Annotated in this window: 21 protein-coding genes, 2 tRNA genes and 2 pseudogenes; 12 read left to right on the top strand and 13 right to left on the bottom strand. The window is 69.6% G+C overall.

Translation table 11 applies throughout. The features are described from left to right. Positions 1–4: 4 nt before the first annotated feature. Together BI335_RS18970 and BI335_RS18965 are read left to right on the top strand one after the other, a co-directional pair. Positions 5–1,336, top strand: coding sequence for a dipeptidase (locus BI335_RS18970; protein WP_094432807.1), 1,332 nt, complete (start codon positions 5–7; stop codon positions 1,334–1,336). A 12-nt stretch (positions 1,337–1,348) separates the two neighbouring features. Next, positions 1,349–1,744 carry a DnaJ family domain-containing protein gene (locus BI335_RS18965; protein ID WP_094432805.1) on the top strand — a complete coding sequence of 132 codons (396 nt, stop codon included), beginning with the start codon at positions 1,349–1,351 and terminating at the stop codon, positions 1,742–1,744. A gap of 29 nt (positions 1,745–1,773) precedes the next feature. Here the strand turns inward: BI335_RS18965 and lon are convergent, their stop codons facing one another. From lon to BI335_RS22525, 3 genes and pseudogenes are all read right to left on the bottom strand, one after another. Next, positions 1,774–4,197: an endopeptidase La gene (gene lon / locus BI335_RS18960; protein ID WP_094432803.1), complete on the bottom strand. Its 2,424-nt coding sequence runs from the start codon at positions 4,195–4,197 to the stop codon at positions 1,774–1,776. Positions 4,198–4,262: 65 nt separating this feature from the next. Then, a complete protein-coding gene (locus BI335_RS22330) occupies positions 4,263–5,636 on the bottom strand; it encodes a thiamine pyrophosphate-binding protein (protein ID WP_267489873.1) in 1,374 nt (457 codons plus the stop codon). A gap of 94 nt (positions 5,637–5,730) precedes the next feature. Continuing rightward, positions 5,731–5,907 (bottom strand): annotated as a pseudogene (locus BI335_RS22525) (thiamine pyrophosphate-binding protein); the annotation flags it as partial. 207 nt (positions 5,908–6,114) lie between these two features. Between BI335_RS22525 and BI335_RS18950 the strand changes: the two are divergent. From BI335_RS18950 to BI335_RS18925, 6 genes are all read left to right on the top strand, one after another. Beyond that, positions 6,115–7,968, top strand: coding sequence for a glycoside hydrolase family 15 protein (locus BI335_RS18950; RefSeq protein ID WP_094432800.1), 1,854 nt, complete (start codon positions 6,115–6,117; stop codon positions 7,966–7,968). A gap of 14 nt (positions 7,969–7,982) precedes the next feature. Further along, the gene (purF, locus tag BI335_RS18945) at positions 7,983–9,470 is read left to right on the top strand and encodes an amidophosphoribosyltransferase (protein ID WP_094432798.1); all 1,488 of its coding nucleotides are present in this window, start codon (positions 7,983–7,985) and stop codon (positions 9,468–9,470) included. Continuing rightward, complete coding sequence (gene purM, locus BI335_RS18940) at positions 9,463–10,533, top strand: phosphoribosylformylglycinamidine cyclo-ligase (RefSeq protein WP_094432796.1); 1,071 nt, start codon at positions 9,463–9,465, stop codon at positions 10,531–10,533. The genes purF and purM overlap by 8 nt, the downstream gene beginning before the upstream one ends. A 106-nt stretch (positions 10,534–10,639) precedes the next feature. Next, the gene (locus BI335_RS18935) at positions 10,640–10,870 is read left to right on the top strand and encodes a DUF3073 domain-containing protein (protein WP_094359276.1); all 231 of its coding nucleotides are present in this window, start codon (positions 10,640–10,642) and stop codon (positions 10,868–10,870) included. Positions 10,871–10,974: 104 nt separating this feature from the next. Continuing rightward, a complete protein-coding gene (locus tag BI335_RS18930; RefSeq protein WP_229119691.1) occupies positions 10,975–12,843 on the top strand; it encodes an alpha/beta hydrolase in 1,869 nt (622 codons plus the stop codon). A gap of 4 nt (positions 12,844–12,847) precedes the next feature. After that, positions 12,848–13,825, top strand: a complete 978-nt coding sequence (locus tag BI335_RS18925) for an alpha/beta hydrolase (protein WP_094432882.1) — start codon at positions 12,848–12,850, stop codon at positions 13,823–13,825. A 117-nt stretch (positions 13,826–13,942) separates the two neighbouring features. On the opposite strand, the gene BI335_RS18920 is transcribed toward BI335_RS18925, so the two are convergent. Both BI335_RS18920 and BI335_RS21220 read right to left on the bottom strand, forming a co-directional pair. Then, on the bottom strand, positions 13,943–14,392 hold the full coding sequence (locus BI335_RS18920) for a MarR family winged helix-turn-helix transcriptional regulator (protein WP_144009147.1): 450 nt from the start codon (positions 14,390–14,392) through the stop codon (positions 13,943–13,945). Further along, positions 14,382–14,696 carry a transporter suffix domain-containing protein gene (locus BI335_RS21220; protein WP_144009146.1) on the bottom strand — a complete coding sequence of 105 codons (315 nt, stop codon included), beginning with the start codon at positions 14,694–14,696 and terminating at the stop codon, positions 14,382–14,384. The genes BI335_RS18920 and BI335_RS21220 overlap by 11 nt, the downstream gene beginning before the upstream one ends. Positions 14,697–14,834: 138 nt before the next feature. Between BI335_RS21220 and BI335_RS18915 the strand changes: the two genes are divergently transcribed. Then, positions 14,835–15,884 carry a glycoside hydrolase family protein gene (locus tag BI335_RS18915; RefSeq protein ID WP_229119689.1) on the top strand — a complete coding sequence of 350 codons (1,050 nt, stop codon included), beginning with the start codon at positions 14,835–14,837 and terminating at the stop codon, positions 15,882–15,884. 29 nt (positions 15,885–15,913) lie between these two features. On the opposite strand, the gene BI335_RS18910 is transcribed toward BI335_RS18915, so the two are convergent. After that, positions 15,914–16,378, bottom strand: a complete 465-nt coding sequence (locus tag BI335_RS18910) for a hypothetical protein (protein ID WP_094432792.1) — start codon at positions 16,376–16,378, stop codon at positions 15,914–15,916. Then, positions 16,356–17,546, bottom strand: a complete 1,191-nt coding sequence (locus BI335_RS18905; protein ID WP_094432790.1) for an MFS transporter — start codon at positions 17,544–17,546, stop codon at positions 16,356–16,358. The genes BI335_RS18910 and BI335_RS18905 overlap by 23 nt, the downstream gene beginning before the upstream one ends. A gap of 88 nt (positions 17,547–17,634) precedes the next feature. Here BI335_RS18905 and BI335_RS18900 point away from each other — a divergent pair, with 88 nt between their 5' ends. Next, positions 17,635–18,291 carry a TetR/AcrR family transcriptional regulator gene (locus BI335_RS18900; RefSeq protein WP_094432788.1) on the top strand — a complete coding sequence of 219 codons (657 nt, stop codon included), beginning with the start codon at positions 17,635–17,637 and terminating at the stop codon, positions 18,289–18,291. On the opposite strand, the gene BI335_RS18895 is transcribed toward BI335_RS18900, so the two are convergent. After that, a complete protein-coding gene (locus tag BI335_RS18895; protein WP_094359266.1) occupies positions 18,281–19,720 on the bottom strand; it encodes a short-chain fatty acid transporter in 1,440 nt (479 codons plus the stop codon). The genes BI335_RS18900 and BI335_RS18895 overlap by 11 nt on opposite strands. Before the next feature lie 103 nt (positions 19,721–19,823). Here BI335_RS18895 and BI335_RS18890 point away from each other — a divergent pair, with 103 nt between their 5' ends. Then, the gene (locus BI335_RS18890; RefSeq protein WP_094432786.1) at positions 19,824–21,119 is read left to right on the top strand and encodes an NAD(P)/FAD-dependent oxidoreductase; all 1,296 of its coding nucleotides are present in this window, start codon (positions 19,824–19,826) and stop codon (positions 21,117–21,119) included. A gap of 148 nt (positions 21,120–21,267) precedes the next feature. Continuing rightward, positions 21,268–22,251, top strand: a pseudogene (locus tag BI335_RS18885) (IS481 family transposase). Between the two features lie 406 nt (positions 22,252–22,657). On the opposite strand, the gene BI335_RS18880 reads toward BI335_RS18885, so the two are convergent. The 5 genes from BI335_RS18880 to BI335_RS18860 all read right to left on the bottom strand — a co-directional run bounded on the left by BI335_RS18880 (position 22,658) and on the right by BI335_RS18860 (position 26,505). Continuing rightward, positions 22,658–23,407, bottom strand: coding sequence for a fructosamine kinase family protein (locus BI335_RS18880; protein ID WP_094432784.1), 750 nt, complete (start codon positions 23,405–23,407; stop codon positions 22,658–22,660). Further along, a tRNA-Phe gene (locus BI335_RS18875) sits at positions 23,407–23,483 on the bottom strand. Before BI335_RS18875 ends, BI335_RS18880 begins: the two co-directional genes overlap by 1 nt. Before the next feature lie 66 nt (positions 23,484–23,549). Further along, positions 23,550–23,623 (bottom strand) — tRNA-Asp (locus BI335_RS18870). A gap of 90 nt (positions 23,624–23,713) precedes the next feature. After that, complete coding sequence (locus tag BI335_RS18865; RefSeq protein ID WP_094432878.1) at positions 23,714–24,700, bottom strand: formylglycine-generating enzyme family protein; 987 nt, start codon at positions 24,698–24,700, stop codon at positions 23,714–23,716. 5 nt (positions 24,701–24,705) lie between these two features. Beyond that, the gene (locus tag BI335_RS18860; RefSeq protein WP_094359344.1) at positions 24,706–26,505 is read right to left on the bottom strand and encodes a hypothetical protein; all 1,800 of its coding nucleotides are present in this window, start codon (positions 26,503–26,505) and stop codon (positions 24,706–24,708) included. Positions 26,506–26,510: the final 5 nt, after the last annotated feature.

Here is a 26,510-nt window from a genome sequence, read left to right as displayed (position 1 = left end):
GGGCATGAGTGACGTTCTTGCCGCCGTTGACCGGGTACTGCCGTCGGTGCGGACCGACCTGGCCGAGTTGATCGCCATCCCCTCGGTGAGCGCGGACCCCGAACGGGCCGACGATGTACGCCGCAGCGCCGACTTCGTCGCCGACAAGCTGCGCGCACTCGGCGCCCAGGTGGAGATCCTCTCCGCGGGCGGCGGCCGGCCCGCGGTGGTCGGGAAATTCCCTGCCCCGGAAGGGAAACCGACCGTAACGCTCTATGCCCACCACGACGTCCAGCCGCCCGGCGACGAGACCCAGTGGGCCAGCGACCCGTTCACCGCCACCGAACGCGACGGCCGCCTCTATGCCCGCGGCGCGGCCGACGACAAGGGCGGCTTCGGTGTCCACCTGGCCGCGCTGCGCGCCTTCGACGGCAAGCCGCCGGTCGGGGTGACCGTCTTCGTCGAGGGTGAGGAGGAGATCGGCTCGCCCAGCCTCGAGGACTTCTTCGCCGAGCACGGCGACCAGCTCGCCTGCGATGTCTTCGTGATCGCCGATTCCGGCAACTGGGACGTCGGCCAACCGGCCTTCACCACCCGGTTGCGCGGCATGACCGACCTGGTCGTCGAGGTCTCCACCCTCGATCACGGCCTGCACTCCGGGCAGTACGGCGGCGTCGCCCCCGACGCGCTGATGGCGCTCACCCGGATCCTGGCCAGCCTGCACGACGACGCCGGAAACGTCGCCGTGGAGGGACTTGTGAGCACCGATGCCCCCGACCTGGACTACCCCGAGGACCGGCTGCGGAACGAGGCCGGGCTGCTGGAGGGGGTCGAGTTCATCGGCGAGGGTCCGCTGGTGCAGCGGATGTGGACCAAGCCGGCGATCACCGTGATCGGCATCGACACCACCCCGGTCGCCAAGGCCTCCAACACCCTCATTCCGTCGGCCCGGGCCAAGGTCAGCATCCGGCTCGCCGCCGGCGACGACCCCGCGCGGGCCCAGCAGCGGGTCGCCGAGCACCTCAAGGCGCACGCCCCCTGGGGTGCGCACGTCGAGGTCACCATGGGCGAGCAGGGCAGCCCCTCGGAAATGCCGCTCACCGGACCGTACGCCGAGACCGCACGGAAGGCGTACGCCGAGGCCTGGGGCACCGAGGTGGTCGAGATGGGCCTCGGCGGGTCGATCCCGCTCGCGGCTGCGTTCATGGAGCGCTACCCCGACGCGCTGGTGCTCGCCACTGCGGTCGTCGACCCGACCTCGCGGATGCACTCCACCGACGAATCCCTGCACCTGGGGGATTTCGGTAAGGCGGCCGGGGCGGAGGCGCTGTTCCTGGAACGGCTCGCCCAGTCCTGACGAGGGGGTCTGATGGTCAGGTTCGAGAGCTGGATCGAACGCCAGATCCGCGAGGCCATCGAGCGCGGCGAGTTCGACAACCTGCCGGGTGAGGGCAAACCGATCCCCAACCTCGGCGACCGCGACGAGGGCTGGTGGATCAAGGCCAAACTCGAACGCGAGGGCCTCAAACCGCCACTGCCGGAGACCCTGCAACTGCGCCGCGAGCGAGCCGAGATCCAGCGCGCGCTGGCCGACGTCCGCACCGAGGACCAGGCCCGGGCGATCGTGGTCGACCTGAACGAGCGGATCAAGGAATCCTGGCTGCGCCGCGACGCCGGCCCGATGATCGTGGTCAGCCGGTTGAACGTCGACGAGGTGATAGCAGAATGGCGCCGCCGGCGTGATGCCGACGGCGCCAATTCCTAGCCACGCAGGGATTCTGCGCACTCAGACCCTCAGGCGGCCAACTCCTGCTCCGCGCCGGCCGGGGCCAGGGCGATGTCGATGACATCGGCCACGTTCTCGGCCAGGTGCACGGTCAGCGCCTCGCGGACCACCTCCGGCACGTCGTCCAGATCGGGCTCGTTGCGCTTGGGGATGATCACCTCGGTGAGGCCCGCACGATGGGCGGCCATCAGCTTCTGCTTCACCCCACCGATCGGCAGTACCCGCCCGGTCAGCGACACCTCGCCGGTCATCCCGACCTCGGTGCGTACCTCGCGGCCGGTGAGCAGCGAGGCGAGCGCGGTGGTCATCGTGACACCGGCACTGGGGCCGTCCTTCGGCACCGCCCCGGCGGGGAAGTGCACGTGCACCTGGTTGTCGGCCAGCGCGCCGGTGTCGATGCCGAGCCGTTCGCCGTTGGCCCGCAGGAAACCGAGCGCGATCGCGGCCGACTCCTTCATCACCTCACCCAGCTGACCGGTCAGCGTCAGCCCCGGCTTGCCGGGCATGGTGGCGACCTCGACGTAGAGCACGTCACCACCGGCTCCGGTCACGGCCAGGCCGGTCGCGACCCCGGGGATACCGTCCGGGCGAGCCGCCTCCGGCTCGAACCGGGCGCGGCCCAGGTAGTCGGTGACCTCCGCCTCGCCGACGACGACCGGGGTGGCGACGTCGGTGCTGGTGGCCAGCTTGGTGGCGACCTTGCGGAGGATCTTGGCGATGCCGCGCTCCAGCTGCCGCACCCCGGCCTCCCGGGTGTAGTTGGTGGCGAGCTGGCGCAGCGCCCCGTCCTCGACGGTGACATCCTCGGTGGTCAGCCCGGCGCGCTCCAGCTGGCGGGCCAGCAGGTGATCGCGGGCGATCGAGACCTTCTCGTCCTCGGTGTAGCCGTCGAGGCGGATCAGCTCCATCCGGTCCAGCAGCGCCTCCGGGATGGTCTCGGCGACGTTCGCGGTCGCCAGGAACAACACATCGGACAGGTCCAGATCCAGTTCCAGGTAGTGATCGCGGAAGGTGTGGTTCTGCGCCGGGTCGAGCACCTCGAGCAGGGCCGCCGCGGGGTCACCGCGGAAGTCCGAGCCGACCTTGTCGATCTCATCGAGCAGCACGACCGGATTCATCGAACCGGCCTCCTTGATCGCCCGGACGATCCGGCCGGGCAGCGCGCCGACATAGGTCCGCCGGTGACCGCGGATCTCGGCCTCGTCGCGGACGCCACCCAGGGCGACGCGGACGAACTTGCGACCCAGTGCGCGCGCGACCGATTCGCCGAGCGAGGTCTTGCCGACACCGGGCGGGCCGACGAGCGCCATCACCGCGCCGGAACCGCGGCCGCCGACGACCTGCAGCCCACGCTGTTCGCGGCGGGCGCGGACGGCCAGGTATTCGACGATCCGGTCCTTCACGTCGTCCAGTCCGCTGTGATCGGCATCGAGTACGCCGCGGGCGGCGCCGATGTCGGTGCTGTCGTCGGTGCGGGTCGACCAGGGCAGGTCGAGCACGGTGTCCAGCCAGGTCCGGATCCAGCCCGTCTCCGGGTTGGACTCGGCCGAGCTCTCCAGCCGGTCGGCCTCGCGCAGCGCGGCCGACCGTACCGCCTCGGGCAGGTCCGCGGCCTCGATCCGGGAGCGGTAGTCGTCGCCGCCCTCGGTCTCGTCGCCGGACAGTTGGCCGAGTTCCTTGCGGATCGCGGCGAGCTGCTGGCGCAGCAGGTATTCGCGCTGGGTCTTCTCCATCCCCTCGCGCACGTCCTCGCGGATCTTCTCGGTGACCTCGACCTCCGCCAGCACGTCCTTGGCGGTCTTCAGCAGGTCGGCCAGCCGGTCCTCCAGATCGAGGGTCTCCAGCAACCGCAGCCTGGTCGCGCTGTCCAGCCACGGGGCATAGCTCGCGGCGGCGATCAGCTCGGCCGGGGTGTCCATCCGCTGGACCGCGTCGAGGATCTGCCAGGCCCCGCGGGTCTGCAGGATCGACATCAGCACGGTCTTGTACTCGGTGGCCAGCTCGCGGGCGTGTCCGCTCGGGGCGCCGTCGTCGTCGAGCTCGGTGGCCTGCACCCAGAGGGCCGCGCCCGGGCCGACGGTGCCGGCGCCGATGCTGGCGCGGTGCAGGCCGCGGACCACCGCGGCGGGTTCGCCGGAGGGCAGCCGGCCGACCTGGGTGACCTCGGCGATGGTGCCGATGGCGCCGGTGCGGCCCTCGATGCGGGGCACGATCAGCAGCGGCTGCCGGATCGCGGAGTCGCGACCGGCGTCGGGGGATGAATCATCGGGATGTGCGGCGCGAGCGGCATCGATCGTCGCCTGCGCGTTGTTGTCCAGTTCGACGGGAACGACCATGCCGGGCAGCACGACGACGTCGTCGAGGAACAGGACGGGATACGGGGCGGTCGTGTTCGATCCGGCACCGCCGACCGGTGAGGTCTCGTTACTCATGCAATCCGCAACGCCGATTACATGATTACTATTCCAGTTGGTCTAGACCAGTTTCGGACCAGATTTCAGTCCCGGACGAGGGTCTTGGCGATGATCTCCTTGATATAGGGCGCGACGATGTCGGGGGAGACCCGGCAGTCCACCAGGTACAGCCCGTCGGCGCCGTCGTCGACCCAGTCGGCCAGCCCGGCCAGGTCGTCGAGCCGGCGAATCACCTCGGCCCGGGCGCCGAGGGCGCGCGCCATCCCGGCGAAGTCGACCCGCGGGATAAGCATCGGCAGCGTGTTGATGCCGCGGGCGCCGTACTGGTGGATCTCGGCGCCGTAGGCGGCGTCGTTGTAGATCACCACGACGGTACGCCGGGACTCGCGGATCAGCGTCTCCAGATCGGCCGCCCCCATCAGCGCCCCGCCGTCACCACAGCACATCACCAGCACCCGGTCCGGGCGGGCGTGCGCGATCCCGACCGCCGTCTGCAGCCCCAGCCCGATCGACTGGAAGGCGGAACCGGACCAGTGCATGCTGCGCTCGTCGGGCAGGTCGAGATAGGTGTTCGGCCAGCCCACATAGTGCCCGCCGTCCAACGCGACGACCCGGTCCGCGGGCAGGATCTCGTTCAGTCGGCGGGTCAGCGACCGGGGATCGAGCAGGCCGTCGGGCGCCAACTCGTCACCCGGCTCGCGGTCGGCCTGGGCGCCGGCCACCGCCGCCGGATCCCAGCCCGCGGCCGGCGACCGGTCGGCGACCGCGGCCAGCAGCTGGTCGCAGGCCGCGCCGACATCGGCCGAGGCGAACCGGTCCACCCGCGGGTGGGTGGCGGCGGCCAGGTCGTCGATCTGCCAGAGGTCGGTGCCGGCGGCGAAGGTGTCGCCGAAGGACATCGTGAACTGGTTCAACCCCGCGCCCAGGACCAGCGCCAGATCGGCCTCGCCGATCAGCTCGGCGGTCCGCGGCGAGGCGAACCCGCCGGCCACCCCGGCATCCAGCTCTTGACCGGTGAACAGGCCGCGGGCGGTGGCGCTGGTGACCCCGAGCGCACCGAGCAAAGCCGCCAACAGGCGTACCCCCTCGGCCGCCGGCACCGCGCCGCGGCCGGCCAGGATCATCGGCCGCTTCGCCGCGGCCAGGGCAGTCACCAGATCGGCCAGCGCGTCCTCGCTCAGCGGTCGCGGCTCCGGGGTCGCCACCGGCGCGGGCGCCGCGGACGCTGCGGTGACCGGCTGCTCGATCAGGTCGTAGGGGAGTGCCAGCACAACCGGGGTGCGCTCGCCGACGGCCCGCGTCACCGCCTCGGCGACCGCGGTGTCGACATTGTCGGTGCTCAGCACCAGGGTGGGTACGCCCATCGTCTCGGCGAACGCGACCTGGTCGATGTCCCAGGGCCGCAGCCCCGCCGTCGGGGCCTGCGCGGTGACCAGGAGCAGCGGGATCCGCGCCATCCGTGCCTCGGCCAGGCTGGTCGCGGCGTTGGTGAACCCCCTGCCCGTAGGTGGTGGTCGCCAGCGCCAGCTTCCCGCCGGCGCGGTGATGGCCGTCGGCGGCCGCGACCGTGCCGCACTCGTGCCGCATCGCGACCCAGCGGACCGGATGCCGCAGCAGGGCATCGATGAAATGGGCATTGCCGTTGCCGAGGACGCCGAAGACGACGTCGACGTGCTCGGCGAGCCGATCGGCCAGGGCGGTGGCGACGGTGGGTGAGTCGGTGGTCATGGGAACTCCCGGGACATGGGCAGAACAAGTGGCGGCCATATGTGTCTCGAGGGTCCACCTGCCGACCCTGACGCCAGTCCCTTTTCCGAACTCGACCCGCGGGCTGCACGCCGCACCGGGTCGGACGCCACGGAAGTTAGCACGCGCGCCACTCCGGGCGGGAGACCACGATCGAACCGCGAGACCGGCGCCGCTACCATCTGGCCCATGTCGGTCTCCGAAACCCAGGCCGAGACGGCCGCCAACCGCACCCCGATCGCTGATTACGCCGTGCTCGGTGACACCGGCACCGCGGCCCTGGTCAGCCGGGACGGGTCGCTGGACTGGCTCTGCCTGCCGCGCTTCGACTCGGCCGCCTGTTTCGCCGCCCTGCTCGGTACCCCCGACAACGGCCGGTGGCTGATCGGCCCGGTCGAGGAGGCCGAGACCACCCGGCGCTACCTCGACGACAGCTTCGTGCTGGAGACCACCCACACCACCGCGAGCGGGGTGATCCAGGTGCTCGACTTCATGCCGCTGTCCGACGGCCGCGCCGATGTGATGCGGATCGTCCGCGGGATCTCCGGTGAGGTGACGATCCGCCACGAATGGGTGGTCCGGCCCGGCTACGGCGACATCCGGCCCTGGGTGACCCGGCGGAACCGGGGCGAGCTGTCGGAGATGGTGACCGCGACCGCCGGCCCGGACATGCTGGTGCTGCGCGGCCCCGAGCTGCCCACCGCCGAGGACGGCCGGCACGTCGGCGAGCATGTGGTGCGGGCCGGTCAGGAGTACGCCTGGTCGACCACCTGGGTGCGTTCCTGGCACGAGATCCCCGACGCCCTCGATGTGGAGGACCAGTTCAGCAAGACCCTGCGGATCAGCCGCGACTGGGCCGCCCGGTTCTCCTACACCGGGCCGTGGGCCGATCAGGTCGAGCGCTCGGTCCAGGTGCTGCGGCTGCTCACCCATGCCGGGACCGGCGGCATCGTCGCCGCGGTCACCACCTCGCTGCCGGAGGATTTCGGCGGCGAACGCAACTGGGACTACCGGTTCTGCTGGCTGCGCGATGCGGCGTACACCCTGGAGGCCCTGCTCGGCACCGGCTATCTCGATGAGACCGAGCTGTGGCGCGGTTGGCTGCTGCGCGCGGTGGCCGGCGATCCGGGCGACCTGCAGATCATGTACGGCATCGACGGCTCCCGCGACCTGCTGGAACGCGAGCTGGGCCATCTGCCCGGGTACGCCGATTCGCGGCCGGTGCGGATCGGCAACGGTGCCGCCGACCAGCGGCAGTCCGATGTGCTCGGCAAGGTGCTGATGGCGCTGGAACGCGGCCGGGCGCAGGGGATGACCGAGTCCCACGAGGCGTGGGCGATGCAGCGGGCGCTGGTGAACGATCTCGCCGACCACTGGCAGGAGCCGGACAACGGGCTGTGGGAGATCCGCGGCGAGCGGCAGGCGTTCACCCACTCCCGGGTGATGGTCTGGGTGGCGCTGGACTGCGCGATCCGGGCGGCCGAGGAGTTCGGCGTACCCAATGACGCAGAACGCTGGCGCGAGGTCCGCGACCAGGTCCGCGATGAGGTGCTGACGCAGGGGTTCAACACCGAGAAGAACACCTTCACCCAGCACTACGGCACCACCGAGGTGGACGCCTCGCTGCTGATCATTCCGCAGACCGGTTTCCTGCCCGGGGACGATCCCCGGGTGCTCGGCACCATCGAGGCGATCGAGAACGACCTGATGCGCGACGGGTTGCTGCTGCGCTACCGCACCTCCAGCGGTGTCGACGGGCTCGCCGGGGACGAATATCCCTTCCTGGCCTGCTCTTTCTGGCTGGTGGAGGCGTACGCCCTGGCCGGGCGTACCGACGACGCGCACGCGCTGATGGACCGGCTGGTCGGGCTCTGCAACGACGTCGGCCTGCTCAGCGAGGAGTACGACCCGGTCGAGGGCCGGATGGTCGGCAACTACCCGCAGGCGTTCAGCCATCTGACGCTGGTGAACGCCGCGGTCACCCTGGACCGGTTGCAGCGCGGGTTGCCCGCCGTCCGTGAGACCGCGGACCCGATTCGCTGAGGTAGGCTTGCCGGGTGCTTCGCGCTGACGGCCGGTTGACCCACGAGCTCGATCCTGCCGACCGCGGACCCCAGGACGCCTGCGGTGTCTTCGGCGTCTGGGCCCCCGGCGAAGAGGTGGCCAAACTCACCTACTACGGCCTCTATGCGCTGCAGCACCGCGGCCAGGAGTCGGCCGGGATCGCGGTCTCCAACGGCCGCCAGATCATGGTCTTCAAGGACATGGGGCTGGTCTCCCAGGTCTTCGACGAGGCCACCTTGAACTCCCTCAACGGTCATCTGGCGATCGGGCACGCCCGCTATTCGACGACCGGGGCGAGCGTCTGGCACAACGCCCAGCCGACCTTCCGCTCCACCGCCCGCGGCGGGCTGGCGCTCGGCCACAACGGCAATCTGACCAATACCGACGAGCTGGAGGCCTGGCTCGCCGAACGCTCCAGCGAACCGGTGCCGCACAAGGAGCGGATGGACTCCACCAACGACACCTCGATCGTCACCGCACTGCTGGCCACCTTCGACGACCTGCCCCTGGAAGAGGCCGCGCTGCAGGTGCTGCCGCGGCTGCAGGGCGCGTTCTGCCTGGTGTTCATGGATGAACAGACGGTGTACGCCGCCCGCGATCCGCAGGGCATCCGGCCGTTGGCACTGGGCCGGCTGGAGCGCGGCTGGGTGGTCGCCTCGGAGACCGCCGCCCTGGACATCGTCGGCGCGACCTATGTCCGCGATGTCGAACCCGGTGAGTTGATCATGATCGACGCCGACGGCCTGCGCAGTGTCCGGTTCGCCGAGGCGCGGCCCAAGCACTGCCTCTTCGAATACGTCTATCTCTCCCGCCCCGACACCCTGCTCGAGGGCCGCCGGGTGCACAACGTGCGGGTCAAGGTCGGCAAGATCCTGGCCACCGAGCAACCGGCCGAGGCGGATCTGGTGATCCCCACCCCGGAGTCCGGTACGCCGGCGGCGATCGGGTACGCCGACCAGTCCGGCATTCCCTACGGCCAGGGCCTGGTCCGCAACGCCTATGTCGGGCGTACCTTCATCCAACCCAGCCAGACCATCCGCCAGCTCGGCATCCGGTTGAAGCTGAACCCGTTGCGCGATGTGGTCGAGGGCAAGCGGCTGGTGGTGGTCGACGACACCATCGTGCGCGGCAATACCCAGCGCCAGGTGGTGGCGATGCTGCGCCAGGCCGGCGCCAAGGAGGTGCACGTGCGGATCTCCGCGCCGCCGGTGCAGTGGCCCTGCTTCTACGGCATCGACTTCGCCAGCCGTGCCGAGCTGCTCGCCCCCGGGATGAGCGTCGAGGAGATGTGCACCGCCATCGGCGCCGACTCGCTCGGCTTCGTCTCCCTGGAGGGCCTGATCCAGGCCAGCCACCAGCCCAAGGACGACCTGTGCCGGGCCTGCTTCGACGGGGTCTATCCCGTGCCCGTCCCGGCCGCCGTCCGGGAGAACCTGCAACCCGCCCTGGACGAGATCGAATACGAGGACGCCGATGCCTGACACCCGTTCCGCCCCCTCCGCGTACGCCGCCGCGGGCGTCGACATCGAGGCGGGGGACCGTGCGGTCCAGCTGATGAAGGCCTCGGTGGCCCGCACCCACCGGCCCGAGGTGCTCGGCGGGCTCGGCGGCTTCGCCGGCTTCTTCGACGCGGCCGCGCTGCAGGCGTACCGGCATCCGGTGCTGGCCACCTCCACCGACGGGGTCGGCACCAAGGTCGCCATCGCCCAGGCCATGGACCGCCACGACACGATCGGCTTCGACCTGATCGGCATGCTCGTCGACGACCTGGTCGTCTGCGGCGCCGAGCCGCTGTTCGTCACCGACTACATCGCCACCGGCAAGCTGGTACCCGAGCGGATCGCCGCCATCGTCGGTGGCATCGCGGCCGCCTGCGAGCAGGCCGGTTGTGCACTGCTCGGCGGTGAGACCGCGGAACATCCGGGGCTGCTGGAGCCCGACGAATACGACGTCGCCGGCGCCACCACCGGGGTGGTCGAGAAGGATTCGATCCTCGGCGCCGACCGGATCCGGCCCGGGGATGTGATCCTGGCGATGGACTCCTCCGGGCTGCACTCCAACGGCTATTCGCTGGTCCGCCACGTGCTGCTGCAGCAGGCCGGCTGGGCACTGGATCGCGAGGTGCCCGAACTCGGCCGCACCCTCGGTGAGGAGCTGATCACCCCGACCCGGGTGTACGCCAAGGACGTCCTCGCGCTGATCAACGCCGTCGAGGTGCACGCGCTGAGCCACATCACCGGCGGCGGCCTGGCCAACAACCTCGCCCGGGTGCTGCCCGCGGGTGTCGGTGTCACCATCGACCGCACCGCCTGGCAGCCCGCGCCGATCTTCGGCCTGGTCCAACAGGTCGGCGGGCTCAGCGATGCCGACATCGAGGCGACCCTGAACATGGGGGTCGGAATGGTCGCGGTGCTGCCGGAATCCGCGGCCGACCGCGCGGTCGGCGTACTGGCCGACCGGGGCGTACCCGCCCGGGTGATCGGCCGCGTCACCGCCGGTGGCGAGGGCGGTGTCCAACTGGTCGGAGAACACGCGGCTCGCTGAGCGGGCCGTGTTGGTCAGGTGCGGATCGTTGGGTAATCTGTCACCACGACATTTATCTGACAATGCCGCGGTAAGACCGCGAACGACATGCGAGGGGGTCGACCCAATGGGGCGCGGCCGTGCAAAGGCGAAGCAGACCAAAGTGGCTCGTGAGTTGAAGTACCGGTCGGTGGACACGGACTTCACCTCGCTGGAGCGCGAACTGCGGGGAGGCGAGTCCGCCGATGAGCGAGACACCGACCACCCGGAGATTCCCGACGCGTACGCCGATCTGGCGGCGCAGTACGAGGATGATCGCTACGACGACGGCTACGGGGACCTCCGCAAGTCCGGATGACCGCGGCGGTCGACTGACCGCCGGTTGATCGGGCCCCCTGTTCGACGGTTCACCTCCTTCGCTAGGGTGACGGGAATCTCACCCACCCCAGCAAGGAGATCCCAGTGTTCCCCAGCGCACGCCGCAGGGGCCTGACCGCCGCCGTCGTCGCCGTCGGCCTCGGTCTGGTCACCCCATTGCTCGTCACCGTTCCGGCCCAGGCGGCCGCGCCGAAGGACCCGCCGCGTCCGGCGATCCCGGCGAAATATCTGCAGCAGCAGATCACCTGGGCACCGTGCTCGTTCGATGCTGCCGTCAAGGCGAGCGTCCCGGACGCGCCGACCACCAACTGCGCGACGATCACCGCGCCGATGGACTGGAACAATCCCACGGCGCATCCCGACATCAAGGTGGCGATCGCCTACAGCCGGGCCACCGGCAGCTCGAAGGGGTTGCTGATGTCCAACCCGGGCGGCCCGGGCGGGGCGGGGCTCTCGGTGTCGGCCGGCCTGGGCGCACAGAAGCCGCAGCTGTTCAAAGACTTCGATCTGGTCGGTCTGGACCCGCGTGGCTTCGGCCGCTCCGAGGCGTTGCGCTGTCTGACCAGCCAGGCCGAGCTGGATGCGCTGCCGACCACCCCGGACCGCCGCGAGCGCACCCAGCAGACGCACACCGCCGAGATCGCCGAGGCGCAGCTGCTGGCCAAGGCGTGCAGTGCGACCGAGTTCGCGCCGTTCGTATCCACCCAGCAGACCGTCTATGACATGGATCTGGTGCGCGCGCTGCTGCAGGCCCGCCAGCTCAACTTCGTCGGCTACTCCTACGGCACCTGGCTCGGCGGCTGGTACGCCGACACCTACCCCGAGCGGGTCGGGCGGTTCGTGCTGGACTCCAACATGGACTTCGCCAACACCCAGTGGCTGAACGTGAACTTCGACCCGTTCTCCGGGCAGCGGCGCCGCGACCAGCTGTTCGGTTGGATCGCCCGGCAGAACGGCCAGGTGCGCGACGGTCTGGGCGGTACGCCGGAGCAGGTGCTGGCCCGGTACGAGAGCATCCGCGGCGGGCTGGTGTCGCTGGTGAAGGAGCGGGACAGCCAGGTCGCTGCCGAGGGGCTGGACGGCAACATCTACTCCGACATCTACAGCAACACCCGGTTCATCCGGGCGCTGCTCGACATCCTGGTGCACGAGGAGTACGTCCGCTCGCCGTCCGATTCCGGCCGGATCGAGGCGCGGCACGTGGAGGCCGCCTGGGCGCGGATCTCCCCGGACCTGCAGGCGTACGAGACGCTCGCCAACATGAAGGCCCGGTACCGGGTCGCCAGCCAGGCCAGCTCGGCGACCGCGGCCACCGCCGAGGTGACCCAGGATCGGCGCAGCATCCTGGCGAACGCCCGCAACGACGCCGCCTCGCCCGAGGTGAATCTGGGTGCGATCGGCACCGTGGTGCGCTGCAACGACACCGCGTGGTCCAAAGACAGCCGGTTCTATCTCCGCGAGGCCGACCGGATGGCGCAGAAGTACCCGTTCTACGGCTACATGAACGGCGTCCCGATGTGCGCCTACTGGCAGTACGCACCGCAGGACCGCCGCATCGATCTGAAGGAATCCCCGCGGGTGCTGATGGTGCAGAGCGAGCTGGATCCGGCCACCGCCTACGAGGGTGCCGAGCGGACCCGCAAGCGGCTCGGTGAGCGGGCGCGCTTCATCGGGATCGACGACGAGGGCGAGCACGGACAGTACGTCGGTTCGCAGTCGCAGTGCGTCGAGGAGATCGGTGACCGGTTCCTGTTCACCGGGGAACTGCCCGGCAGGGACCAGATCTGCGGCACCTCGCCGCTGCCGGAGGACTCGGCCGTCTATCCGTTCGCCGGCCCGGTCGACGGGAAGTCGGTGCCGCTGCCGAAGCGGTCCGGCAGCAAGAATCCCAACGGCGGGTTGAACCCGGTGCTGCGCAAGAGTTTCGACGAGGTCGCGAACTCCCGTAGCTGACATGATGGGCCCCGTGCGCACGTGGGTACCTGATCTGCTGACCGATTTCGAGCAGACGGTGCTGCCGCTGCGACCGGAGCCGGAGATCGATCCCAGTGAAGATCTCCGGGCGGTGCTGGTACGCCCCCAGCGCCGCCCGGAGACGCGGGCGGCCGTGCTCTACGTGCACGGTTGGAACGACTATTTCTTCCAGCGGCATCTGGCCGAGCACTGGGCCGCGCAGGGGTACGCCTTCCACGCCCTGGATCTGCGCCGTTATGGCCGATCATGGTCCGAGGGCCAGCTGATGGGCTTCACCACCGACCTCGGGGCGTACGCCGAGGAACTGGATGCCGCCGTCGAGTTGATCATGGAAGATCATGATCAACTCGTGCTGATGGGGCACTCAACCGGTGGACTGGTGGCGTCCCTCTACGCCGATTCGCGGCCCGGGCGGTTCACCGCGGTGGTGCTCAACTCACCCTGGCTGGATCTGCAGGGCTCCTCCCTGGTGCGGGCCCTCGGCGCGCCGCTGGTCAACGCGCTCGGCGGGCAGCGACCGACGACCGTGCTGCCGCTGCCGGACGCCGGCTTCTACAAGCGGGCACTGCATGCCAGCGAGGGCGGGGAGTGGGACTACGACCTCTCGCTGAAATCGACCCCGTCGACCCCGGTACGCGTGGGGTGGCTGCGCGCGGTGCTGCAGGGCCATGCCCGGATCGCCGCCGGGTTGCACATCGACTGCCCGGTGCTGGTGCTGGCCTCCACCCGGACCAGCTTCGCCCGCCGCTGGTCCGATGAACTGACCAAGGCCGACATCGTCCTCGACGTCGAGCAGATCGCCGCTCGGGCCACCAGGCTGGGCCCGCACGTCACGGTCGTCCGGATCGCCGACGGGATGCACGACCTGGTGCTCTCCGGCGCCCCCGTCCGCGCCAAGGTCTTCGCCGAGATCGACCGCTGGCTCACCGCCTACGGCCCCCACGACACGTTCATCGAGTAGCACCCCGGGCGCAGCGAAGCGGAGCGCGGTTGCCCACGTTCCACGTTCATCGAGTAGCACCCCGGGCGCAGCGAAGCGGAGCCCGGGGTGCGTGTCGAGATGAACCACCCACACCACTCACTCCTTGGCGAACGCGGACTTGAGCTTCGTCAGGGCGGCGACGATCTCGGCGATGTCGTCGGCGGACAGTTTGGCGAGATAGCGATCGACCGTGAACTCCTCGTAACGCCGGAGCGCGTCGCGATAGGCCACCCCGCGCGGTTGGAGTTCGAGCACCTGGACGCGGCCATCGCGCTCGCTGCGCCGCCGGGTGATGTACCCACCCTTCTCGAGCACGCCCAGGTGCTGGCTGATCGCCCCCTTGGTCACCCCGAGGTCCGCGGCGAGCCGGGCCGAGGTGATCTCCGGATCGTTCGCGATCCGCTCCAGGACGGCGTGCTGCTGGCCGGTGAGCTCGAAGTCGGAGTGCTGGTACTGCGGCCCCTGGCCCTCGGTCTCGATCCAGAGCTCGAGGATGAGCTGGTTGATCCGCGCCGCGGCCGCCCGCGCCTCGGTCTCAGCGGGCATGACCGGCCCCCTCGGTGACCGGCTCCTTGGCGGCCAGCTTCTTCCGGAAGATCTTGGCCTTGATCGCCTGGAAGGCCTCCTTGCCGACGCAGGCGATTGCGGCGAGCAGGACGACCTCGGCGGCTGCGAGCACGCCGCCGACGATTGCGACCTTGAGGCCGGCATCGATCGCCAGGAAGGCCGCGATCGGGATCACCAGGTAGAAGAACGGATAGAGGATCAGCAGGCCGATCCCGATCTTGAACCGGAGCGGCTTCTTCGCTCCCACTGCGGGAGCCGGACGGGCACGAGTGGTTGTGGTCATGCATCTAATTTAGGATACTAAACTAAAACTGGCAACTCGGGTCGCTCGATCGGGTCGACTATGCTCTGCGGCAACGACCTACCTGATGAGCAGGGGAGTCCGCACCATTCGGTGTGTCCGATTCCCAGGAGGTCGCCCGTGATCGATGAACTCACCCCGTCCGAGATCACGATTCTGTGGGACATGGTCGACGGCCCCACGCCGCCCGGCGTACTGGGTCTTGGTGACCCCGATGTCCACGTGATCGACGGGCGCCCGACGATGTTCCTCGGCGGGTTTAGCACCTCGTTCCGCAACCGGTTGTACGCCGCGGTACTCACCCCGGGAGCCGACCCTGCGGGTCGGTCGTGGCGGTTCGAACTGGACCGGCAGGGCCGCGCCCTGCCGCTGGCGCCCGATCCGCCGAGGGGTGCCTGGGACGGGGCGGGCATGCATACCCCGTCGTATGTGCCCGCGGCCGCCGGTCAACCGGCACGGGTCTATTACACCGGTCGCTCGTCGCGGAAGCAGTACGGATCGACGAGCAGCTACGCCATCGGCGCGCTCGAACTCCACGATGGTCGTTGGGTACGCCGCGGTGCACCGCTGATCACCGGCACCCCGCCTCGGATGAGCGTGCTGGAGCCACTGGTTGTGCACGACGGTGATCGCTACCTGATGTGGTACCAGGCCAATCCGCACGAGATCGGGCCGGGTGATCATCCCGACTACGAGCTCTGGGTCGCCGAGAGCACCGACGGCCTGGCCTGGTCGCAACCGCGGGTGTTCGCCGGGCCGGATGAGGGTTACTTCGACAACGCGGTGGCCCCGACCGGGGACGGTTGGCTGATGGTGCTCGCCCGCGGTGCCGACCTGTTCGGTACCGGTGGCTTCCCGCCGCAGGGTCTGTGGGTGAGTTTCGCCAGCGAACTCAGCCTCGATCGCGGTGACTGGTCAGAACCGGAGCATGTGCTGCGCACCGACGCTCCCGGCATGCCGGGAGTCTTCGCCCGCGGTGCGTACGGCCCTGGGGTCCTGCACGCCGCCGGGCGCAGCTACGTCTACGCGACGGGCGTCCGCGATGCGCCCCGCTGGCCGAGGTTCCTGGCCAGACGGCTCCTCAGCGGTCGACGACCGCCCGTTCCCGCGCCCTTCTACCTTTCGGTGGTGACCGCCGAGCTGACGTTGCCGCCAACCCGGCCGATCTGAACTCTGTGCACAACCGGTGACTCGGCCGGTCAGGCGTACGCCTCGATCCGCCGAGTGTGCCCGGGCAGGTGCCGCTCGGCGCGCAGGACGACCAGCTCGACCCAGGTGATCGTCTGCTCCTCGACGAACCGGCCCCGGCGATCGTGCACGCGCAGGGTCACCGGGCTCCCGGACGCCGACTGGTCCAGCCGCGACAGATCCGTCACCAGTCGTTCGGCCTGGGCCTCGAGCCCTGCGACCCGGTCGGCAAGGCTCCGCGTCCCGGTCCAGGCGCCCAGCCGTTCCGGGTCCATCGCGCCGGCGTTGTCCACCACGGCCGGCTCGCCCCGACGGGTCGCCTCGGCGGCCGCGGTGAGCTCCGCGTCGCTGAGGGCGAGGTGGGCGAGGGTCCAGTCGAGGTCGGCCGACTGCTCGTCGGTCAACCGCTCGATCCGGACGGCGCGCAGGGCGGCGAGCAGGTCGCGGTACGCCTCACGCAGCGGGCTGCAGTTCATGATGCCTCCGCAACAGGGGGTGCAGGATGCCGGCGCTGACCAGACAGCAGCCGGCGACGATGCCGGCGAAGATCTCCACCGAGGTGAGCAGGCCGACCCGGGTCGCCAGCACGCCGGCACCGATCACCGGTACGCCCACCCCCAGATAGACCAGCACATAGAACGCCGAGACCACGCTCGCGCGCTGATCCGCCGCCGCGCTCCGGGTGACCTCGCTCAACCCACCCAGGAACACCACACCCTGGCCGATGCCCGCGGCGAGCGCCGCGATGAGCAGCAGCGGCAACGACTGCCAGAGCCCGCTGGCGGCCAGGCAGAGCAGTCCGAGCGTCAGTGCGATCAATCCGGGGATCTGGCTGCGTGGGGTGATGATCCGGGAGCCGAGCAGCTGCGCCGCGACGGAGGCCGCGATCATCAGGGCCACCGCGGCCCCACCCAGGATCAGACTCCGCCGTCCGCTGAGCGTCTGGATGAAGGTCGGGGCCAGTGCCAGGAAGAGGCCGGTCACGCTGAACGCGAGGAACGACGCGATACCGCTCAGCCAGAAGATCGAGCGGGCGTCCGCCGGGACGCGTGGCACCCTCGGGCGCCACCGGTGGCGCTCGCGCGGGGCCGGTATCAGCAGCACCGCGGCGAGTGCCGGCAGCAGGGCGACCAGTTCGACGAGGAACGGCATGAGCAGGGGTCGGGGAGCGAGTTCGGCGATCAGTCCGGCCAGCAGTGGCCCGACTCCGAGTCCGCCGACCGAGGCCGCGGTGGCGACCAGGGACGCGCGGCGCTGCCCGTCCGGCGGTGCCGCGTCCGCGATCGCCGCCGTCAGGGCTCCGGAGGCCGCGCCCACCGAGGCGCCCTGGATGATCCGCGCCAGGAACAGCGCGCCCACCGATCCGGCAACCGCGAACAACCCCGTACCGACCATGGCCAGCAGCACTGCCGGGACCAGCACGGCCCGGCGGCCGACGGCGTCCGCCAACGGCCCGGCCAGCAGCAGCGCCGGGATCAGGGTGGCCACATAGACCGCGAAGATCAGCGTCATCGTCACCGGCGAGAACCCGAACCGCTGTTGATAGAGCCCGTACAGCGGGGTGGCCAGGTTGGTCCCGGTCAGCAGCAGCAACAGGGCGTACGCGAGGCCCCAGAATCTCAGTCGATCGCGCGCGGTGTACATCTCCGACCCTCCTAACGGACGGACCGTCCGTCCGCTGAGCACGCTAGCACATCGGACGGACCGTCCGTCCATCCGATAGGCTGGGCCCATGCCCGAGACCGCCGACCGAACCGACCGAACCACCGGCAAGCCGCGCCGGGTGGTGAAGAGCGCCGACCAACGACGCTCGGACCTGATGGACGCTGCCCTGGAAGTCTTTGCCGGCAAGGGATTCGAGCGCACCACGGTCGACGACATCGCCGACGCGGCCGGCGCGGGGAAGGGCACCTTCTACCGCCACTTCACCAGCAAGGACCACCTGCTCGGCGCGCTCTGGCAGCGCTACGTGGACACCCTGCTGGCCACGGCCGAGGTGCGCCTCGACGAGGCGGACCGGCGCTGGTCACTTCCGGTGCTGGAGGCCATCTTCACCGAACTGATCGCGGTCGCGGTGCAGAACGCCGACCTGCATCGCCTGGTGTACGCCTCCAGCAGCGGTCCTGCCCACGACATCTGCCGGGCGGCGAACCAACGGGTCGTCAGCGAACTCGCCGACTACGTCGAGGCCGGTGCGGCCGCCGGCGAGGTCACCACCGGTGACCCGCGCTTCGTGCTCGGCCTGCTCTACGAGGGCCTCGACGCCACACTCGACCAGCTCATCGCCACCGGGGACCGCACCCAGCTCGACGGCCTGGCCGAGCGCTTCCTGCCGACGCTCCGCGCGGGCCTGGGTATCGTCCGCGATCCCAACCCTGCTAGGGAATGATCGGCGGGATGTAGCTGAACGTGGTGCCGAGCAACCAGACCAGCAGCAGCACCACCGGCAGGTGGAAGATGAACTGCAGGAAGGTGAAGCCGACCAGATCCCGCGCCCGCACCTTCAGGATCGCCAGCAGCGGTAGCATGAAGAACGGGTTGATCAGGTTCGGCAGCGCCTCGGCCATGTTGTAGATCTGCACCGTCCAGCCCAGGTTGTACTGCAGATCGTTCGCGGCCTGCATCACATAGGGCGCCTCGACCAGCCACTTGCCGCCACCCGAGGGCACCAGCAGCCCGAGCACGGCGGTGTAGATGGCCAGCACCACGGCGAAACCGGACCCGCCGCCGAAGCTGGTGAAGATGGTCGCCAGCCGGTCCGAGACGGTGTGCCCGCCGTAACCAGGCACCTTGGTCAGCATGGCCGCCATCGCTGCGTACAAAGGGAATTGGACGAGAATGCCGGCGGTCGCCGGGACCGCCTTGTTGACCGCCATCAGGAACCGCCGCGGCGTACCGTGCAGGACCAGCCCGAGCACCAGGAACACCATCAGATAGCCGTTCAGGTTGGACAGCACCTGCACGACCGGTTTGGTGGCGAACTGGTACACCACCCAGCCGAGGGTGAGGATCCCGACGCCGATCGACAGGATCGGGTTGTATTCGAACCACTCCGCCGGCCGGGTCCTCGGTTCGGGCTCCTCGACGGTGTCGGTGACGTCGACCTCCATCTGCTCGGCCGTGCGGACCGCCTTGCCGCGCGGCGCCGAGGCGTACGCGATGGCCACGGTGACCAGGATCAGGATCAGCGCCGACAGCATCGACTGCCAGGTGAAGATCGTCTTGCCGAAGTCGAGCACGCCGGTGATCGAGAGCACTGCGGCCGGGATCGACTTGGGCGTCGCCTGCAACTGTGCCGCCGACGAGGACAACCCGAGCGCCCAGACCGCGCCGAGGCCCATCAGTGCCGCCGCCCCGAGGGCCCGGTAGTCGACCTGGAGATCCTTGCGTCGAGCCACCGCCCGAGCCAGCAGGCCACCGGTGATCAACGACAGACCCCAGTTGAGCAGCGAGACCAGCAGTGCGATCAGGGCGACGAAGGCCACCGCCGAGCGCGGCCCCTTCGGCACCCGGGCCAGCGCCTCGATGATCCTCAGCACCGGCGGCGAGGTGGCCACCACATAACCGGTGAGCACCACCATCGCCATCTGCAGGGTGAAGGCGGCCAGGTCCCAGAAGCCGTCGCCGAAGGTGGCGACCAGGGTCACCGGGTTGCCGCCGTTGGCCAGCGCCAGCACCGCGACCAGCACGGTGCCGAAGGCGGCGAAGACGAACGCGTCGGGGAACCACTTCTCGGTGAACCGGGCCAGCGCCTGTGCGGCGCGGGCCAACGGCCCCTGCGGCTCGAGATCCGCATCCGCGGTGGATTGGGTGGACATCGTCGTCTCCTGTTCCTGGGCGAGTGAGCAGATGCACGATAGTCCTCGGCGGCCTGTCCAGCGATGGGGGTGGGGCTGGTCCGATGGTGGTCGGTCCGGGACAATGGGCCCCGTGAGTGCTCCCCATATCGTCGTTGTCGGTGCCGGTTTCGCAGGCCTCAATGCCACCAATGATCTGGCCGCGGCCGGCGCCCGGGTCACGTTGGTCGACCGCCACCCCTACACCACCTTCCAGCCGCTGCTCTACCAGGTGGCGACCGGCGGTCTGAACCCCGGTGACGTGACCTTCTCGCTGCGTGCCCTGGCCGCCAAGAAGAAGGGCCGGGTGCGGTTCCGGCGCGCCAATGTCACCGGGATCGACACCGAGAACAAGAAGGTGCTCGTCGATCAGGGCAGCTCGATCGACTATGACTATCTGGTGCTCGCCCAGGGCGTTGGCGCGAACTTCTTCGGCATCCCCGGTGCCAGCGAGTACGCCCGCTCGATCTACACCCGGGCGGAGGCGCTCGAGGTCCGCGACCTGATGTTCGGCCTGTTGGAGAAGCTGGCGGTCGCCCCGGCCAACCAGGACCTGTCGGTGGTCGTCGTCGGCGGCGGTGCGACCGGTGTCGAGATGGCCGGAACCCTGGCCGAGATGCGCAGCCAGGGGCTGCCGGTGGCCTATCCGGAGGTCAATCCGGCCCGGGTCCGGGTGATGCTGGTCGAGATGGGCCCGGTGCTGCTGTCACCGTTCAAGGAGGACCTGCAGCGCTACACCCTGCGCCAGCTGCAGAAGCGCGGCGTCGACGTCCGGCTGGACACCGCGATCGCCGAGGTACGCCCGGGCGAGGTCGAGTTCTCCGACGGGACCAAGGAGAAGGCGGATCTGGTGGTCTGGGCGGCCGGTATCGGCGGCCACGACCTGGTCAAGAAGTGGGGGATGCCGCAGGGCCGCGGTGGCCGGATCGTCACCGAGCCGACCCTGCAGGTGAAGGGATTCACCGACATCTTCGCGGTCGGTGATGCCGCGATCATCGAGCAGGATCCCCTGCCGCAGTTGGCCCAGCCGGCGATCCAGGAGGGCAAGCTGGCCGCGCACAACATCCGTGCCCTGGATCACGGCCAGCCGCTGAAGACGATGGAATACCACGACCGCGGCACGATGGCGACGATCGGGCGGAGCTCGGCGGTCGTGCAGCTGCCCGGCGGGATCAACGTCACCGGTCTGCCGGCCTGGGGGATGTGGGTCGCGCTGCACCTGGCCGAGCTGCTCGGCGGCCGGAACCGGATCCAGGCGATGATCAACCTCGGCTTCCGCTACCTGCTCTATCCGAAGAGCGCGAACGCCATCGTCGGCGACCTGGCCGATTCGAAGACCGGTGAGCTGCCGGCGCCCCGCCCGGACGCCGACCACATCTAGTAGTTGCGGGGCAGGACGTTGACGACAGGCCGGTGGGGCTGAGGTAGCAGGAAGGGCAGGCCCTCCGCGGCAAGGATGAGGAGCGACCAAGCAACTCATTGAGCCAGCCAAAGGAGCCTGCCCTCGTGTCCCACCGTCGTAATGCCCGCTGTCGGTTGAAGGTCGTCCCCGACTCATCGTCGGCTGCCAGTCCCGTCCGATCGCACACGTCGCCGCAGGGGTGGGCATTTCCCGTGCCTGCGCGATCAAGTGGGTCAACTGCTGGCGACGCTCCGGCGAGCTCGGGTTGTTGGATCGGTCCTCCACACCTCATCACAGCCCGCGAGTGATTCCCGAAGAGGTGATCGGCCAGATCGAGACCTGGCGCCGGAGCAACAAGTGGTCGGCCTCGCGGATTACCCACGAACTCGCCGCTCAGGGCATCATCCTCAACCGTCGGACCATCACCCGGCACCCGACCCGGCTCGGTCTGGGACAGCACCGGTTCCTCGACCCGAGCGGGGAGTCGAACCGTGAGCTGGGCAAGATCACCGCCCGCTGGCCTGGCCACATGGCCCACGTGGACGTGAAGAAGGTCGGCCCGATCCCCGACGGTGGCGGCTGGGGCATCCACGGCCGCGACAGCGACCAACACCGAGCTGCGGGCCGCGCGAAGGATGCCGGGGCAAAGGCCGGTTATGTGTACTTGCACTCGAGCGTCGACGGGTTCTCCCGGCTCGCCTACACCGAGCCCTTGGCCGATGAGAAGGGCAAGACCGCAGCGGCATTCCTGGCCCGTGCGAAAGTCTGGTTCGTCGCGCACGGCATCACCCACATCCACCGCGCGTGATCACCGACAACGGGTCCCGCTACCGCTCGGGCGACTTCGCCCGAATCGTGGCCAACAGACCGGCACAAGTTCACCCGGCCCTACACCCCCCGTCACAACGGGAAGGTCGAGCGCTACCAGCGGATCCTGGCCGAAGAACTCCTCTGCACCCGTGAATACCGCAGCGAGGACGAACGCTCAGCCGCACTCGAGGTCTGGAACATCCACTACAACTACCATCGACCACACAGCGCCGCGGACGGCCGACCGCCAGCATCTCGACTAAAGACCCGCGCCACCAACCTCCGGCCCTCCTACAGCTAGTGCATGATCCGCAGCACTTCGCGCAGCCGCTGGCGCCTTCCCACCAATGTTGGGGACGTCTTTTCGGTCGCAGTTCTAGGAGAGCGGTCCTCTCTTCGGTAAGCTACTAAACATACACCCTAGTGTCTGTGAATGAGGTGCGAAATGTGGCCTTTCGGTAGGAAGTTCGCAAGACCCGATCCAAACAATCCTGAGTTGCGCTTCTTTAAGTTCAGTGTTGGCGAACGCGTGCGGGTTCGTGTGGACTATCTAGATGCCGTTGGAACAATCTTAGAGATCTCAACTCAGTTCGATCGCGGATACGGCTCGAAATTGTACCCATCCTGCTTGGTCGAGTTCGATGATGGGCGCTGGGGTTGGTTTAACGGAGTTTCCTTTGACAAGGTGAAACCTCGCCATTGATTGCTCAGGCGTACGCGCGGGCGGCGGCGACCGCGCGGGCGGCGTACCCGCCACCGAAGAGCACCGCATGCACCAGCAGCGGATGCAGCTGGTGCAGGCCGATCGTGTCCCGCCAGCCGTCCGGCAGGGCCGCGGCCTCGGCGTACGCCGAAAAAGTCCTGTCCAGATAGGGATTCCCGAACAGCTCCAGCATCGCCAGGTCGGTCACCGGGTGCCCACCGTGGGCGGCCGGGTCGATCAGCGTCCAGCCTGCGGCGGTGGGGATCACGTTGCCGGACCAGAGGTCCCCGTGGATCCGCGCCGGGGTGTCCACATCGTCGAAGGCGCCGGCGATCAGCCGCTCGCAGACCCGCCCGATGACGTCGTACCCCGACCGGTCCAGACTCCCGGCCGCGTGCGCCTGATCGGCGAACGGGCGGACCCGGTGCTCGGCATAGAACTGCCCCCAGGTCGATTCCGGCTGGTTGCGTTGGGGGAGCGGGCCGATCCAGCCGCGCCCATCGGTACCGGGCGGCGGGGCACCCCAGGTGTCCGCACCCGCGGCATGGGTCCGCGCCAGTGACCGCCCGAACTCCTCGGCGCCCGCACGATCAGCGGCGACCGAATCCAACCGCTGCAGGGTGATCGAGTGGTCGTCGGCCGCCAGCACCTCGACGACCCGCGCACCATCGGCGTCGGCCAGCCAGCGCAATCCGGCGGCCTCGGTCGCGAAGAATCCCGGGTCCGCGCTGCGGTCCTGTTTACGGAAGTCCATGGTGGCCAGGGCCGGGTTCGAACCGGCGACCTTTCACTTTTCAGGCGAACGCTGCTACCAACTGAGCTACCTGGCCAAGCAGAGAAGGCAAAAAATGCCTTATCTGCTGCAAAAGCGGCGATGCTGTGCACCACCGCTTCCGCGACCCCGACGGGACTCGAACCCGCGACCTCCGCCGTGACAGGGCGGCGCGCTAACCAACTGCGCCACGGGGCCTTGGAACCCGGACGTGTCCGGATCTGCCGGCCTGCGCCAGCCCGGAAACTATAGCGCCCGGGCAGCGGCTGCACCAAATCGATTCCCGGCTCACCCCGCGACGGTCCGGAAACCCGCGTTACCCATCGACGAATCGGGGGTGTTCTGCGAGCGGGCCGCGTTGCGGTAGCGGTTGCAGTAGGACGCGTGGCACAGATACGAACCACCGCGCAGCACCCGGGTCGACCCGCGTACCGGGCCGCTCGGGTCGACCACCACCGCGCCCGCGCGCTCGGCGTACGTCCGCGGGGAGAACCAGTCCGCGCACCACTCCCACACGTTCCCGATGGTCTGCCACAGCCCGTAACCGTTGGGCTGGAAGGTCCGCACCGGGGCGGTGGTCAGGAAGCCGTCGGCGCGGGTGTTCTCGACCGGGAACCGGCCCTGCCAGATGTTGCAGCGCCACTCGTCCCCGGGCCCCAGCAGCTCATCACCCCACGGGAACCGTGCCCCGTCCAGACCACCGCGGCTGGCGTACTCCCACTCCGCCTCACTCGGCAACCGCCGCCCGGCCCAGCGGCAGTAGGCGAGCGCGTCCCCGTGGCTGACATGCACCACCGGATGGTCACCGAGCCCGGCCAGCGACGACCCGGGGCCACCCGGATGTCGCCAGTCCGCGCCGCGCACCCCCTTCCACCACGGCGCCTCGGGGGCGGCACCGAGCATCGCCGACGGATCGCTGACCGCCAGCTCGAAGACCGCCGAGAAGCCGTAGACCTCGGCCTCGGTGCGATAGCCGCTCGCCTCGACGAACCGGGCGAAGTCGTCGTTGGTGACACTCGTCGCGTCGATCCGGTACGCCGACAGCTCGACCCGGTGGGCCGGCAGCTCACCGTCGGCGGGATTGTGATCGCCATGCCGGTCACCCATCCGGTACGCCCCAGCGGGCACCTCGACCTGCTCGACCCGATGCGCACCGGCACCCGCACCGGCCGGGATCGCCGCCCGCAACCCGGCCAGCTCCGCCTCGGCCGCCGCCGGATCGAACACCGGGGCCACCGGGGGCTCGGGTGTGCAGCAGGAGTGCTCGGAATCCATCGGGCTCACCAGCCCGGTTGCCAACCGCACAAGGCCTTGCGGGCCTCGGCCGGGTCGGCGGGGAAGGTGAAGGTAGTCAGCCGCGGGGCCAGGGACACGTTCTCCCAGAACCGTTCGCTGGTCATCGGCTCGGTGACCGCCTGCTCCAGCACCGCCAGATCGCCGCACTGCAGCGCGAGCCGGGCATGGGCCACCGACTGTGAATCGTCCTCGGCCGCCTTCACATAGCGCGCGGTCCGCCAGGCGGCCGGTCGGGGCTGGTGCCCGACGCGGGTCTTGTCCTGCAGCCGCGGGTCCTCGACCGCGTGCGAGGTGATCGGATCGGCCAGCGCCAACCGGTCGACGACCCGGACCTCGTTGCCGGCCATCACCGGCAGGATGCCCATGTTGTCCCGCGCCAGATAGATCCCGGTGCCGCTGCGGGTCGGCAACCGCCTGCTGCCGTCGTCGTAGTAGCTGAGCCCGGCCTGCTGGTTCCAGCGCGCGAGCTGGCCGTCCCAGGCCGGGGTGGAGCTGCGCCAGTCGTTGATGGTGAGCAGCTGGTTGGTGGTCGTGGTGGCGGCCCAGAAGGCGCGCTCGTTGGCGATCCCGTCCTCGCTGGCCGAGTCCTGATAGGGGGTCCGGGCGCTGGTCGAGATGGCGACCGCCCAGCCGGCGACGAAGGCGAGCACCACCATCGCGGTCTCCCGCCGGGGCTTGTCCACCGCGATCACCGCGGCGGGCAGCATCAGCGCGAAGGTGTCCGGCAGCAGGAATCGGGCATGCATGAAGTCACCGCCCATCCGGACGATGTAGAGCGCGTGCAGCAGCGCCCCCAGCACCGGGGCCGCCACCACCACGGCCCGCCCCAGCTCCCGCCGGCGGACGGCGTACGCCAGATGCAGGCCGACGCCGAGCAGGCCGACCAGCAGCGGGACCGCCAGCACATAGAGCCCGGCGTAGTCGATCAGATAGATCAACCCCTGCTCCCAGTGCACGTCGCCGGCGCTCTTGGCCAGCGCGGTGTTCGGCACCATCAGGGCATAGAAGCCCATCCGCCAGATCTGGTACGCCACCGCGGGCGCGATGCCGATCGTGCAGCAGATCAGCCACTGCCACCAGCCGCGCAGCCGGGTGAACAGCAGCGCCAGCGCGAACAGGCCGGCATAGAGCGCGAAGTCGGGGCGGATCAGCGGGCCCAGGCCGATGCAGATCGCCGCGGCGAGCGGCCAGTTCCGCAGCGGGCCCCCGATCTCGGGCGGGATCCGCCGGGTGAGCAGCCAGAAACAGGTGCCGAGCCAGGCGAAGGAGAGCCCGGTCTCCAACCCGGAGGTGGCGAAGTCCCAGAACGGCGGCAGGGCGGCCATCGCCAGGATCCCGACCGGGACGGTGACGAAGGTGTTCCGGCGCGCGAACAACCGGGCCGCGCCGAGCGCCGCGGTCACCATGCCGAGCAGGGTGAGCACCCAGCCCACCGCGGCGCCGGTGACCTGGGGTTCGGTACCGGGCAGCAGCCAGCGGCCGGCGACCAGCATCCAGAACCAGAGTGTCGAGGTGGTCACCTCGACCCGTTCGCCGATGTTGAACACCGGGCCGTTGCCGGCGAAGAACTGGTTCAGCACCCGGATGTTGATCCAGCCGTCGTCGGAGATCCAGCGCTGCTGCCAGCCCATGAACGCGACCATCACGATCGGTGCGGCGACGGCGACGTGGCTGGGGGTGAAGACCAGCTGCAGGGCCAGCCAGGCCCGGCCCAGGTGGGTCTCCGGGATGGGTCTGGCACTGGTGCTGCCGAGGCGCGACAAACGGGCCTCGGGCAACAACATGGACG

This window comes from Enemella evansiae (genome assembly GCF_002250705.1).
Taxonomy (GTDB): domain Bacteria; phylum Actinomycetota; class Actinomycetes; order Propionibacteriales; family Propionibacteriaceae; genus Enemella; species Enemella evansiae.
Note: the sequence above shows the minus strand (reverse complement) of the source record. Positions and strands in the feature narration are given on the sequence as shown.

What these genes read in the sequence shown, in the direction of transcription:
- BI335_RS18860 (WP_094359344.1), bottom strand. Translation starts at nt 26,505, where the DNA reads ATGTTGTTGCCCGAGGCCCGTTTGTCGCGCCTCGGCAGCACCAGTGCC.
- BI335_RS18965 (WP_094432805.1), top strand. Translation starts at nt 1,349, where the DNA reads ATGGTCAGGTTCGAGAGCTGGATCGAACGCCAGATCCGCGAGGCCATC.
- BI335_RS18910 (WP_094432792.1), bottom strand. Translation starts at nt 16,378, where the DNA reads ATGAACTGCAGCCCGCTGCGTGAGGCGTACCGCGACCTGCTCGCCGCC.
- BI335_RS18925 (WP_094432882.1), top strand. Translation starts at nt 12,848, where the DNA reads ATGGGCCCCGTGCGCACGTGGGTACCTGATCTGCTGACCGATTTCGAG.
- BI335_RS18900 (WP_094432788.1), top strand. Translation starts at nt 17,635, where the DNA reads ATGCCCGAGACCGCCGACCGAACCGACCGAACCACCGGCAAGCCGCGC.
- purM (WP_094432796.1), top strand. Translation starts at nt 9,463, where the DNA reads ATGCCTGACACCCGTTCCGCCCCCTCCGCGTACGCCGCCGCGGGCGTC.
- BI335_RS21220 (WP_144009146.1), bottom strand. Translation starts at nt 14,696, where the DNA reads ATGACCACAACCACTCGTGCCCGTCCGGCTCCCGCAGTGGGAGCGAAG.
- BI335_RS18865 (WP_094432878.1), bottom strand. Translation starts at nt 24,700, where the DNA reads ATGGATTCCGAGCACTCCTGCTGCACACCCGAGCCCCCGGTGGCCCCG.
- BI335_RS22330 (WP_267489873.1), bottom strand. Translation starts at nt 5,636, where the DNA reads ATGGCGCGGATCCCGCTGCTCCTGGTCACCGCGCAGGCCCCGACGGCG.
- BI335_RS18920 (WP_144009147.1), bottom strand. Translation starts at nt 14,392, where the DNA reads ATGCCCGCTGAGACCGAGGCGCGGGCGGCCGCGGCGCGGATCAACCAG.
- BI335_RS18890 (WP_094432786.1), top strand. Translation starts at nt 19,824, where the DNA reads ATGGGCCCCGTGAGTGCTCCCCATATCGTCGTTGTCGGTGCCGGTTTC.
- BI335_RS18950 (WP_094432800.1), top strand. Translation starts at nt 6,115, where the DNA reads ATGTCGGTCTCCGAAACCCAGGCCGAGACGGCCGCCAACCGCACCCCG.
- BI335_RS18935 (WP_094359276.1), top strand. Translation starts at nt 10,640, where the DNA reads ATGGGGCGCGGCCGTGCAAAGGCGAAGCAGACCAAAGTGGCTCGTGAG.
- BI335_RS18970 (WP_094432807.1), top strand. Translation starts at nt 5, where the DNA reads ATGAGTGACGTTCTTGCCGCCGTTGACCGGGTACTGCCGTCGGTGCGG.
- lon (WP_094432803.1), bottom strand. Translation starts at nt 4,197, where the DNA reads ATGAGTAACGAGACCTCACCGGTCGGCGGTGCCGGATCGAACACGACC.
- BI335_RS18905 (WP_094432790.1), bottom strand. Translation starts at nt 17,546, where the DNA reads ATGTACACCGCGCGCGATCGACTGAGATTCTGGGGCCTCGCGTACGCC.
- BI335_RS18895 (WP_094359266.1), bottom strand. Translation starts at nt 19,720, where the DNA reads ATGTCCACCCAATCCACCGCGGATGCGGATCTCGAGCCGCAGGGGCCG.
- BI335_RS18880 (WP_094432784.1), bottom strand. Translation starts at nt 23,407, where the DNA reads ATGGACTTCCGTAAACAGGACCGCAGCGCGGACCCGGGATTCTTCGCG.